The organism is Robertmurraya siralis, assembly GCF_005502275.1.
Lineage (GTDB): Bacteria > Bacillota > Bacilli > Bacillales > Cytobacillaceae > Robertmurraya > Robertmurraya siralis.
Window position 1 is genome coordinate 223,457 of record NZ_SWLZ01000004.1, and the last position, 9,632, is coordinate 233,088.

Below are 9,632 nucleotides of genomic sequence, written 5' to 3' on the forward strand. Positions count from 1 at the left end.
TAGAACGGAGTGATAAACTTATGAATATTACTGGACAAAAATCATTTGTGAATTTTTTAAAAATAATTAAAACACAAATTTATGATGAAATGAATAATTGTTATATCCCTGAGCAATATTATCAAGTTTACTATAAATGTTTAGGGATAGAGCAAACTTTAAATAGTATGAAAACAGAAATTAAAGATGAAAAAATTATTGAGTATATTGGGGATTGTTTAGAGTCGATAGAAACTTGTAAATATTATTGCCAAAGAAGATTTTAAAAGTTAGGAGTGATAGCAGTGAATTGGTTGTATGAGTTATATGATTCGAACAATAGACGTTTAGGCACAATAGGTTTAGATAATCATTTACCTGTAAGTTCAACCTTTGTAGTAAATAAAAGTTTGTATGAAGTGACAAAATCACACTTCAATAAGTTTACAGATTATAATTCAGATTTGACTGTAAGAAAGATTGGAACAATAAATATAGCGGAACAATTATATCCAGACGTAGCAGCGAGAAGACTATAGATTGAATCACTTATTAAATAATTAAATAAAATGCAGGAAAATAGTACCTTCAAAACCTTGATTCTCCAAATCTCTAATGATATAATTAAATTAATAATTAAAAATATATAATTGGAGATAGTGAGGGAACTGGAATGAAAAAACAAGAAATATTTAGAGGCGAAATTTATTTATGCGATCTAGGTCAGACAAAAGGATCGGAGCAATCTGGCGAGCGTCCTGTACTAATTATACAGAATGATGTAGGTAATCGTTTTAGTCCAACTATCATTGCTGTAGCTATCACTGCACAAATTTCGAAAGCAAAGCTGCCCACACATATAGAATTAAAAGCAAAAGAATATAATTTAGCAAGAGACTCAGTGATATTATGTGAGCAGGTTAGAACATTAGATAAGTCAAGATTAATTAGAAAAGTATCAGAACTGGATAGTTATATGATGAAAAGAGTAGACAGTGCATTAATGATTAGTTTAGGCATGGTTGGATAAGTTACATAAATGAATTAAATTTATAGGAGTAAGGTGAAGTTAATGTATACAAGAGATGTTAGAGTATTTTTTAATGGTCAATGGACAGTTGTGACAGTTCCATGTGTACCATCTACACCGATGGGTGAATTGAAAAAAGCAGCGATATCAATCTTAAAACGGAAACAGGAGAAAAGAGTGAAAAAGACTTTAAAGTTGTTAGAGCAGGGAGCATTATCAAGATAAATTTCTAAATTTATTTAAAAAAATAAAAAAAGGGAGAGAAAAACATGAATAAAAAATTGCGAGTATCACATTACCCACAAGTACCATGTAAACCATTTATGGTTGAAGTAAAAGATTTAGAAGAAGCACGTAAAATATATAATATGTTAGCTGATTATGATTTGTTCCAATATGAAAACCGAATTAAACCAGATTATGATAATGCTACTGTTATAGAAGAATTTGACGAGGAAGAAAAAGACTGGATTTCTTGGTGCGATGAAGAGACAGGAATTGAAGATATCGAAGAATACTTTGAGTATATCAATCAATAAATTGTGATTTTTATTATGAGAGGAGTTGATATTTTATGTTAAAAAGAGAAGTAGGGCAATTTGTTGTCATAAATCCATATCACAACACGACAGGAACAATTATTGACACAAAGGAGACTACCACTGACGAATATTTTAACAAAAAGTATGACTATAAGGTTAAATGGAATCAGAAAATGGAAAAAGGCTGTGGCGAATGGGAGTACTTTGATGAAGAAGAGTTAGATATTTTAGAGAAGAATTGGAATAGAATAAATCCAACTTTGTAGATAAAAATCTGATTTTATGAGGTGATTTAATATGGAACTACACTATTGGGAAAAGCAATTAATATTATATACTAAGAACCATTTTGAAAGAATTGATTATGATAAAGACTTAAAGTATTTTCCAGCAGAGTTATATGGATTACACCCAGAACAAGTTGAACTCTATAATATGCTTGGAATGGTAGTTAGGCTTTATCAGAAATTAATTGATAATGGACATATTCCCTTTACATTAGAAAGATTTATTAGTGAGAATTTCAGAAGGGCATTCAGGGAAAACAATAAGCATGAAATAAGTCATAAACATATTCTTAGACAGATTCTTGCTGAAATATCATTAATACATGTGTTGGACGATAAGGGTAAGAGAATATTTGAATTGGGTGAAATAGATGAGAAGTTAAATAATAAAATTAAATTAGAAATCGAAAAAAGGTTAGAAAACACCCTTTGATACAGTAATGATAAATTGGGATTATGAGGATCAGTTAGAAATAGACATTTCAGAAAAAATGATTAATGTTAGTGTAATTATATCTTGAGTAAGAATTTATCCTTATGTAATTATACATGGTGGAAGATATTTTTTAGAAAATTACTTAAGAATAAAATGAACTATTTTTTATCATAAAGTTAGGAGTTTAAGAAAGCAAGCAAATGAAAAACGAAATCGAAATCTTACTATATAAGCGTACCCAAGTAGAAAAGAAAATTAAGAAAGCGCAGCATGAACTTGAACAACTCCAAAATATCAAATTAAATATTGATTATGAGATAGAAAGTCTTAAGCAATTAAAGGAAAAATATAATCTTAAATCATTATAAAAGTGTGTTTTTATTGGAGGGGGATAAAAATGTTCGTTGTAATTGTTAAACAAGGAAATCAATATGAATTACAACATAAGCCTACAATTGATTCCAGAGTCGTCAGTCATGCTGAAAGAGCTTCGAGTGATGAAGCGCTGAAGATGTCCTTGTCGCTGGATTGGAAACCATATACTCATGAAAGGATATTATGGTATGCAGAATGCGGTCAAACTTCTTGATTTTATTAACTAATTAAATTAATATAAGATATAAATCGAAAAGGAAAATACTTCTATGTTGAACTTAAAAGATGATGTAAAATATTTATAAGGTAGCAACCTTCTAGGGAGAGTATGAAACTCTCTACATTAACTCCTAAAATCCGGTGAAAGGTAATGTGTAGGTGGTGCTACACTTTGCCTAGAGGGTTGCTAAACGTTTTAAGCAGCGAGTTTCATAGCTAATATAAAAAAAAGGAGAAATTCACAATGACAATCGAACAATATTTAAAACGAAGAGATAACGGCGAGTTATTAGAAGATATTCAAAAGGAAAAGAATTTAAGCGAAGGAACTGTTTACACCTTAGGACTAAGTTATCAATGTTATCTAAAGAAATTACCACTTGATGCTGCTATTAAAATTATTCAATCAGTCTAATGAAACTTAATGATAGATATGAAAAGGGGGAAATATTACTTGAGACATTCTCAAAAGAATAAAGAGTTGTTTGAAATATTAGATGCCATTCATGTTAGATATTTTAGAATCGTCATCTAAGGAATTAGAATTTCTTGCTGTAAAATTACAAAATCATGTAAAAAGTATGAGAAGAAACAATAAATAAACTTAATGATAGTTATGTAGATGATAAACATAAGAATAAAGGAGTCAACTATATGTGCAAACATGGGACATATAAAGAGGTGTCTGTCATAAACCCGAATCAGAATAAAAAGGTTGTTGTAGTTGATGCTTGTATCGCTGAGGAAATCCAATTACTAAACAACCTTGATATTATTACTTTGGGATGCTGTTGTGGTCATGGTAAAGCAGGGGAAATTACAGAGTATGTAAACGCCTTTGGCAAATGGAAAGAGCATCACTCACCACCACATGCACTAATCGATTCAACAAGTGTCGAGACCGCTAAAATATATGGCTATCGTCCATTCCCTTACTATTACGCAGATGGGGAACATAACGGAGTCTGGCAAATGTTTTTAAAAACAGGGTGCATTACAGAAATTGATGTGGAAGTATGGCATGAAACGAATTAAGCAATTAATTTAACAGGGAGGAATTAAAGTGGAAAAAATTAAATACTGTTTGTTTTGTAACAAAGATGAAGAATGTGGGAAATTAATAGACTACGGAGTTAATGAAATAAAGTTACCCTATCATGAAGATTGTCATAATGAATTAAAAGAAAAAACAGGTCAGTAATTAACTTAATAATAGATGAATATATCATCTACTCAGTAAGCAAAATGTTGCGTAATCGAAGAATGATGCGACTTAGTGGGGAGTGACACAAAGTGGAAAAATGGGTTTTAGAAAGTGGTTCGGAAACTATAACGATTACAAAAGAACATGATTCCTTTTTTACAGTTCATACAGATCACTGGAGCGATACCTTAACTAATAGTCTTTGGTTTCCTTCTTACCAGTCGGCAAGAAGGTATGTAAGAGAAGAAATGTACATTGAAGGCAGATTTAAAAAAGTGGCAAATAAGTAATGTCGTTACACGATGAAACTGCGAAACAAATTGATAGAAAGTTTTCGCATTGAAATAATCATTTTATTAGAAGAGGTTGATAAGTTATGAAAATTAAACATGGAGATATTGTAACAGTAGTGGATAATGAAACTGGAGAAGAAGTTACTGGTAAAATTATTGAATATACACCTAATAGAATATCACTAGTGATTCAGCTTGATGCTAAGAATGTTCATTTTAAAGAGACTAATAAGAGAAGTTTTTTATAAGGAAGGGTTAGTATGCCAATAGTAACAGTCGAGTGGCTTGAAAATAAAGCCAGAAAACTTGTAAAAAAGCATTGGGGAATAAAGAATATACCTAAAATCGTAATAGATATAACAAGTGAAGATAAATGGAATAAAGATGCAGACGAGCCTGAAACTGAGTCATGGACGACTTTTGGTTTGTATCACAGTAAGACACAAACTATCGAATTTAATTCGAAGGTAAATGAAACTCGCAGTTTAAAACAAATAGAAGACACATTATTACATGAATTATGTCATTGGTATCTTCATACTAATGGTAAAAATTACCGTGATAGAGATAGACGATTTGCTCTAGAATTAATTAGGGTTGGAGCAAAGCCAAGTGGGACAAAGGTAGCAAAACAAGCATACAAAGAAGCTAAACTATATAAAAAATATGAAACATTTGAGATTATTGAAAGAGCAGGCGATATCATATCTCATCGAATACATCACTCTCGAAAAAATGAAGATGATTTTCGGCAGGATTTAAAGAAAACTTTAATAGAGGTATATAATGATAATCAGCGTGATGAAGACGGAGATATTCTTATTGGTGATGTGTTAGAAATAATGTCAGAAAAATATGGGTATAAAATTATCCCTATTGCTGTATATGGACTTGAATTAATGGGTGGAAGATATGGGTACAGTAATCTATCTGAAAGAGATGTTATAGAAGATGCATTGACTTGTTTGGGAATGAAAAACGAAGAAGTGGAAAATGTTCTGAAGAAGGAAACCGAAGAAATAATGGAATAAAAGAAATCTTTTAATGATATTTTAAGGAGGAATTTCACATGAAAACATTATTAGAGAAATATAACAGTTTAGATGCCATAGTGAAATTAGGCAGTCTAAAATCTATGTATTTTTTAATTGAAAAAAATGAATTTGCTGGATTTAAAACATATTCACTAAAGTATTTACACATTGATGAGGAAGCGAAAGCAAATAAACTATCAGAAATAAATGAAGCTATTAGAAATAATGAAATAGAAAAGAATGTCAGTAATTTAGCTAAGCATTTAGAAGTGATCGATAATAAATATCAAGAAGATAAATTTATTGAGTTTGGGACTATTAAATGCTATTTAAAAAACACCATAACTATAGATATTCAAACAAGAAAACACTCTAAAACATTTGAATTTAAACAAGAAGACTTTTTAGATGAGTTGCTAAATTTTCTACAAAAAGAGATAAATGACGAAGCAAAAGAGTTAGTATTGTCTGAGGATAAATAGACCGATAATAAAGTCAAACAATGATCGAAACAAGGAGGGTGATGAGCGTGTCAAACATTAAAGAACAAATGGATGCAAGTGCAGAATTTACAAAAAGCATTAAGATAATGGGACATGTATCTACTAGTAGAATATTAGAGGCAGTTAATAATGCAATATTGTCTGGAGCAAATCCTAATACAATCATTGAATTACTAGACACACTTACTAAATTTAAAAAGAATTAAGTAGAAGAATTACTTTATAAAAAAGAAGCTGACTAAATCAACTTCTTCAATCCACAGTTTCTACATTCACGAAGAAACTGACCATCTTTTACTTTGGAAACAAAATGGCTCTTGTCGCAATAATCGCAGCGTCCACTGTGTTTATCTGGAAGTTCTTTGTAGGTGTAGATTTTGTTTAGGTCTATATTATTATAATCCATAATTAGTTTCACCTCAGAAGGAATTGACTATAGTAATATATCAAATCAATGACTAAAAGACAACTCGAAGTGGGTGGTATTTTGATAGAGGTAAATGTAGATCAAAATGAGGTAAAAAGAATACTTCAACAAAAGCTAGATGAGGCAATTAAAAGAGCAGAGAAAGAGACTGTATTATGGGATACAAAGGAATTAGAAAGGCAGACCTGCATGAGTATAAACACTATTAAAGAGAATTTTTTCTATACTGAAGGGTTTCCAAAGTATAAAATCGGTGGAAAATGGTACTTTCCAGCAGAGGAAGCAAAGAATTGGATTTTAGGATGGGTAAAAACAAGAAAATAAAATTTTAGTTTTAATGTAAATGTCTATATGATTAATAAAAATAAGTTTAAAGGAGTAACATAATGACAAAAAAGAACTCCACAATTTATGAATTAGCCGAGAACACTCGTGACTTCAGTCATGAGATGAATCGGCTTCGGACAAGGTGTGTCTTTTGACACGTCAATTGTCCGACATATGTTAATTTGGTGATTGGCAAAAACGCTAATATTTAGAGGTAATAAATTGAAAAACATTTTACATATGTTATCCTATAATTGAGGTGGATAACATGGCAGAAGTTAAACATGGTAGAGGATATGTGTACTCTATCCAATACCATATTGTATGGTGTGTGAAATATCGCCATAAAGTGTTGCTTGGTGATATAGATAAAAAGCTAAAGGAAATACTCAATCAAATTGCTACAGATAATGGTTTCACGATTTCAGAAATTGAAAGTGATTGTGACCATGTTCATCTCCTAATTGATTGTAATCCGCAACATTCAATTCCAAATATCATCAAAGCGTTAAAGGGTGTTTCGGCAAGGTTGCTATTTAAAGAGTTCCCCCAGCTAAAAAAGAAGCTATGGGGAGAGAATCTTTGGAATCCTTCTTACTTTGTGGCAACCGTAAGTGAACACACGGAAGCGCAAATACGACAATACATCCAAAATCAGAAAGTGAGGTGAAAAGCAATGTTAGTAAATAAAGCATACAAATTCCGTATCTATCCAACCAAAGAGCAGGAAGTATTAATTGTTAAAACGATTGGTTGCAGTCGATTTGTGTTCAACCACTTCTTGGCGAAGTGGAACGAAACATACAAAGAAACAGGTAAAGGATTGTCATACGGAGTATGTTCTTCCGAACTGCCGAATCTGAAAAAAGAATTACCTTGGCTAAAAGAAGTAGATAGCATCGCTATTCAATCATCAATAAAGAACCTCGCAGACGCATATTCACGATTCTTCAAGAAGCAGAATGATGCACCACGTTTCAAGTCAAAAAGGAATAAAGTTCAGTCGTACACAACGAAACACACAAACGGAAATATTGCGATAGAAGGAGATAAGATTAAACTCCCTAAACTTGGACTTGTTCGTTTTGCGAAATCAAAAGAAGTAGAAGGTCGTATTTTAAATGCTACGATTAGACGCAATCCCTCTGGCAAATACTTTGTTTCGTTGTTAGTAGAAACAGACGTGCAACCATTGCCAAAAACAAACAAAGAAGTCGGTATTGACGTTGGGTTAAAGGATTTCGCTATTCTATCTAACGGTGAAGTGTTCGAGAATCCGAAATTCCTACGGAATATGGAACAAAAACTCATTCGTGAACAACGTATCCTTTCCAGACGTGTGAAAGGTTCTTCAAACTGGAATAAACAACGAGTTAAGGTTGCCAGAATCCATGAACGCATTGCAAATGCCCGAACAGACTACTTGCAAAAAATTTCAACGCATATTGTCAAAAACCACGACATCATTGCGATTGAAGATTTGCAAGTGTCTAACATGATGAAGAACCACAAACTTGCCAAAGCAATTAGCGAAGTGTCCTTCTTGCTATAGTGAATGGGATAGGGATGTAAACGCAAGTTTGAATATTCTTGCCGAAGGCAAAAGACTACTATCTGCATAATCGCAGTAACCGCAGGAACTGCGGGGATAGCTTGGTGGTACATCATGTACTAATTCTGCTCAGTAGAGCGGACTACCCAAGAATCTCGTGGCTTTAGCCATGAGAGGTTCAAGTTTTATCATAATATCTTTAGAGGTGGTAAAGGTGATAAAATACAAAAGAGGAAAATGTTGTGAATTATATAAAGAATGTGAAGTTTGCGAAAGAAGATTATATGGTTCAAATTTTCAAGAGGGTGTGAGTCCTTATTGTCACTCATGTACAATTATAATGAATACCGATTTTAATTATCATAAAAATATGACTTTTGATGAGATGAAAAAGAATATGAAAAAGTTGAGAGATACTCATTTAGGGATCGAACTTCTTGAAAATAGCGACTTGAAGCTCATAAAAAAAATTAATTGGTCTTCTTCAATCTATAGATATGTTTCGAAAAGAAAAGCCTTAAGTTTAGTACTGGAGAACAAGGCTAATGTAATTTCTAAATCTGAAATTTATGATATGTCAAAGGCACATCGTCGTAATAAGACTATTAGAAACAGATTTTATTCAAGCTCCAAAAGAATATGTCATTATTGCGGTGAAATTGCTAATACTGTTGACCATATAATTCCTTTATCCAAAGGAGGAATGGATATATTTGAAAATATGATTTGTTGTTGTGATATCTGTAACTTAGCAAAAGCAGATATGTCATACGAAAAGTTTATAAAATTAATAAAAAGCAAGGGGATAAAGGAAGTTAAAAAATACGCACGAGTTCTCAATGTAAAATAAATAATTACTTTTATAGGAGATGAGAAAGAATGGAGTACTATATGTATCATGGAAAATATCTCGAACTTCATAAATACCTATTAAAAGTGAAAGAAGACAGTGTTGTTTTATCCTATGAAGAAATGGAAATTATTTTAGGATTCAAGTTGCCGAATTCTGCAAGCAAATATGTCGAGTGGTGGGATAACAACACTCACAACCACACGCAAGCAAGAGCATGGAGAACTGCCGGATGGTACACCGGAAATATAAAATTAGGAGAAAGCGTAAAATTTTACAAATAAGTACTTTTATATCAGGAGGTAAGTGAGTATGGAAAAATTCTACACATTCTTGGTGAATAACTGTTTTGTTCATGAGAGCAAGAAGTATCTAACCAAAAGTTTAGAAAATGCAATTAAATTCAAAACAATTGAAGAGGCTCAAGATAATGCAATTGAACTACAGCATTTGATTGGAAATGATTATGCAATCCAAGGATATAAGTTGATTGAAGTAAAATAAAAGAGATATTTCATTGTCTCTTTTGTCTTTTAAAACATAATTAAATTCATATAAAAACGGGTGGTGAATA

22 protein-coding genes and 1 pseudogene are annotated in these 9,632 nt (G+C 31.8%); all 23 read left to right on the forward strand.

Translation table 11 applies throughout. From position 1 onward, the window contains the following. The first annotated feature begins 20 nt into the window (after window positions 1–20). The 23 genes and pseudogenes from FCJ93_RS07910 (at window position 21) to FCJ93_RS08000 (ending at window position 9,562) form a co-directional block, all read left to right on the forward strand. Complete coding sequence (locus FCJ93_RS07910; protein WP_137743328.1) at window positions 21–266, forward strand: hypothetical protein; 246 nt, start codon at window positions 21–23, stop codon at window positions 264–266. Between the two features lie 18 nt (window positions 267–284). Further along, on the forward strand, window positions 285–518 hold the full coding sequence (locus FCJ93_RS07915) for a hypothetical protein (RefSeq protein ID WP_137743329.1): 234 nt from the start codon (window positions 285–287) through the stop codon (window positions 516–518). Between the two features lie 134 nt (window positions 519–652). After that, on the forward strand, window positions 653–1,009 hold the full coding sequence (locus FCJ93_RS07920; protein WP_137743330.1) for a type II toxin-antitoxin system PemK/MazF family toxin: 357 nt from the start codon (window positions 653–655) through the stop codon (window positions 1,007–1,009). A gap of 42 nt (window positions 1,010–1,051) precedes the next feature. Beyond that, the gene (locus FCJ93_RS07925; RefSeq protein WP_137743331.1) at window positions 1,052–1,234 is read left to right on the forward strand and encodes a hypothetical protein; all 183 of its coding nucleotides are present in this window, start codon (window positions 1,052–1,054) and stop codon (window positions 1,232–1,234) included. Window positions 1,235–1,278: 44 nt separating this feature from the next. After that, on the forward strand, window positions 1,279–1,548 hold the full coding sequence (locus FCJ93_RS07930; protein WP_137743332.1) for a hypothetical protein: 270 nt from the start codon (window positions 1,279–1,281) through the stop codon (window positions 1,546–1,548). 35 nt (window positions 1,549–1,583) lie between these two features. Beyond that, window positions 1,584–1,817: a hypothetical protein gene (locus FCJ93_RS07935; protein ID WP_137743333.1), complete on the forward strand. Its 234-nt coding sequence runs from the start codon at window positions 1,584–1,586 to the stop codon at window positions 1,815–1,817. Between the two features lie 31 nt (window positions 1,818–1,848). Continuing rightward, window positions 1,849–2,271: a hypothetical protein gene (locus tag FCJ93_RS07940; RefSeq protein WP_137743334.1), complete on the forward strand. Its 423-nt coding sequence runs from the start codon at window positions 1,849–1,851 to the stop codon at window positions 2,269–2,271. 203 nt (window positions 2,272–2,474) lie between these two features. Further along, window positions 2,475–2,642, forward strand: coding sequence for a hypothetical protein (locus FCJ93_RS24870; protein WP_170211244.1), 168 nt, complete (start codon window positions 2,475–2,477; stop codon window positions 2,640–2,642). 29 nt (window positions 2,643–2,671) lie between these two features. Then, entirely contained in the window at window positions 2,672–2,863 is a 192-nt protein-coding gene (locus FCJ93_RS07945; protein WP_137743335.1) for a hypothetical protein, read from the forward strand. A gap of 249 nt (window positions 2,864–3,112) precedes the next feature. Further along, complete coding sequence (locus FCJ93_RS24875) at window positions 3,113–3,283, forward strand: hypothetical protein (RefSeq protein WP_170211245.1); 171 nt, start codon at window positions 3,113–3,115, stop codon at window positions 3,281–3,283. A 239-nt stretch (window positions 3,284–3,522) separates the two neighbouring features. Continuing rightward, a complete protein-coding gene (locus tag FCJ93_RS07950) occupies window positions 3,523–3,903 on the forward strand; it encodes a hypothetical protein (protein WP_137743336.1) in 381 nt (126 codons plus the stop codon). A gap of 28 nt (window positions 3,904–3,931) precedes the next feature. Further along, window positions 3,932–4,069 (forward strand): hypothetical protein, encoded by a 138-nt coding sequence (locus FCJ93_RS24880; RefSeq protein WP_170211246.1) that lies wholly within the window; start codon window positions 3,932–3,934, stop codon window positions 4,067–4,069. Between the two features lie 92 nt (window positions 4,070–4,161). Beyond that, complete coding sequence (locus FCJ93_RS07955) at window positions 4,162–4,362, forward strand: hypothetical protein (protein ID WP_137743337.1); 201 nt, start codon at window positions 4,162–4,164, stop codon at window positions 4,360–4,362. A gap of 86 nt (window positions 4,363–4,448) precedes the next feature. Further along, window positions 4,449–4,613, forward strand: coding sequence for a hypothetical protein (locus FCJ93_RS24885; RefSeq protein WP_170211247.1), 165 nt, complete (start codon window positions 4,449–4,451; stop codon window positions 4,611–4,613). Window positions 4,614–4,625: 12 nt separating this feature from the next. Then, window positions 4,626–5,396, forward strand: a complete 771-nt coding sequence (locus tag FCJ93_RS07960) for a SprT-like domain-containing protein (protein WP_137743338.1) — start codon at window positions 4,626–4,628, stop codon at window positions 5,394–5,396. A 38-nt stretch (window positions 5,397–5,434) separates the two neighbouring features. After that, the gene (locus FCJ93_RS07965) at window positions 5,435–5,881 is read left to right on the forward strand and encodes a hypothetical protein (protein WP_137743339.1); all 447 of its coding nucleotides are present in this window, start codon (window positions 5,435–5,437) and stop codon (window positions 5,879–5,881) included. 47 nt (window positions 5,882–5,928) lie between these two features. Then, window positions 5,929–6,108 (forward strand): hypothetical protein, encoded by a 180-nt coding sequence (locus FCJ93_RS07970; protein WP_137743340.1) that lies wholly within the window; start codon window positions 5,929–5,931, stop codon window positions 6,106–6,108. A gap of 281 nt (window positions 6,109–6,389) precedes the next feature. Next, window positions 6,390–6,653, forward strand: coding sequence for a group-specific protein (locus FCJ93_RS07975; RefSeq protein ID WP_137743341.1), 264 nt, complete (start codon window positions 6,390–6,392; stop codon window positions 6,651–6,653). A 271-nt stretch (window positions 6,654–6,924) separates the two neighbouring features. After that, window positions 6,925–7,326, forward strand: coding sequence for an IS200/IS605 family transposase (gene tnpA, locus FCJ93_RS07980; protein WP_137743342.1), 402 nt, complete (start codon window positions 6,925–6,927; stop codon window positions 7,324–7,326). Between the two features lie 6 nt (window positions 7,327–7,332). Continuing rightward, window positions 7,333–8,199 (forward strand): annotated as a pseudogene (tnpB, locus tag FCJ93_RS07985) (IS200/IS605 family element RNA-guided endonuclease TnpB); the annotation flags it as partial. Between the two features lie 223 nt (window positions 8,200–8,422). Continuing rightward, complete coding sequence (locus FCJ93_RS07990; RefSeq protein WP_170211248.1) at window positions 8,423–9,058, forward strand: HNH endonuclease; 636 nt, start codon at window positions 8,423–8,425, stop codon at window positions 9,056–9,058. Between the two features lie 29 nt (window positions 9,059–9,087). After that, window positions 9,088–9,342, forward strand: a complete 255-nt coding sequence (locus FCJ93_RS07995) for a DUF7662 domain-containing protein (RefSeq protein WP_137743344.1) — start codon at window positions 9,088–9,090, stop codon at window positions 9,340–9,342. Window positions 9,343–9,370: 28 nt separating this feature from the next. Beyond that, window positions 9,371–9,562 (forward strand): hypothetical protein, encoded by a 192-nt coding sequence (locus tag FCJ93_RS08000; protein WP_137743345.1) that lies wholly within the window; start codon window positions 9,371–9,373, stop codon window positions 9,560–9,562. Window positions 9,563–9,632: the final 70 nt, after the last annotated feature.

What these genes read in the sequence shown, in the direction of transcription:
- FCJ93_RS07925 (WP_137743331.1), top strand. Translation starts at nt 1,052, where the DNA reads ATGTATACAAGAGATGTTAGAGTATTTTTTAATGGTCAATGGACAGTT.
- FCJ93_RS07960 (WP_137743338.1), top strand. Translation starts at nt 4,626, where the DNA reads ATGCCAATAGTAACAGTCGAGTGGCTTGAAAATAAAGCCAGAAAACTT.
- FCJ93_RS07940 (WP_137743334.1), top strand. Translation starts at nt 1,849, where the DNA reads ATGGAACTACACTATTGGGAAAAGCAATTAATATTATATACTAAGAAC.
- FCJ93_RS07930 (WP_137743332.1), top strand. Translation starts at nt 1,279, where the DNA reads ATGAATAAAAAATTGCGAGTATCACATTACCCACAAGTACCATGTAAA.
- FCJ93_RS24885 (WP_170211247.1), top strand. Translation starts at nt 4,449, where the DNA reads ATGAAAATTAAACATGGAGATATTGTAACAGTAGTGGATAATGAAACT.
- FCJ93_RS07945 (WP_137743335.1), top strand. Translation starts at nt 2,672, where the DNA reads ATGTTCGTTGTAATTGTTAAACAAGGAAATCAATATGAATTACAACAT.
- FCJ93_RS07910 (WP_137743328.1), top strand. Translation starts at nt 21, where the DNA reads ATGAATATTACTGGACAAAAATCATTTGTGAATTTTTTAAAAATAATT.
- FCJ93_RS07935 (WP_137743333.1), top strand. Translation starts at nt 1,584, where the DNA reads ATGTTAAAAAGAGAAGTAGGGCAATTTGTTGTCATAAATCCATATCAC.
- FCJ93_RS24875 (WP_170211245.1), top strand. Translation starts at nt 3,113, where the DNA reads ATGACAATCGAACAATATTTAAAACGAAGAGATAACGGCGAGTTATTA.
- FCJ93_RS07950 (WP_137743336.1), top strand. Translation starts at nt 3,523, where the DNA reads ATGTGCAAACATGGGACATATAAAGAGGTGTCTGTCATAAACCCGAAT.
- tnpA (WP_137743342.1), top strand. Translation starts at nt 6,925, where the DNA reads ATGGCAGAAGTTAAACATGGTAGAGGATATGTGTACTCTATCCAATAC.
- FCJ93_RS07965 (WP_137743339.1), top strand. Translation starts at nt 5,435, where the DNA reads ATGAAAACATTATTAGAGAAATATAACAGTTTAGATGCCATAGTGAAA.
- FCJ93_RS07920 (WP_137743330.1), top strand. Translation starts at nt 653, where the DNA reads ATGAAAAAACAAGAAATATTTAGAGGCGAAATTTATTTATGCGATCTA.
- FCJ93_RS08000 (WP_137743345.1), top strand. Translation starts at nt 9,371, where the DNA reads ATGGAAAAATTCTACACATTCTTGGTGAATAACTGTTTTGTTCATGAG.
- FCJ93_RS07995 (WP_137743344.1), top strand. Translation starts at nt 9,088, where the DNA reads ATGGAGTACTATATGTATCATGGAAAATATCTCGAACTTCATAAATAC.
- FCJ93_RS24870 (WP_170211244.1), top strand. Translation starts at nt 2,475, where the DNA reads ATGAAAAACGAAATCGAAATCTTACTATATAAGCGTACCCAAGTAGAA.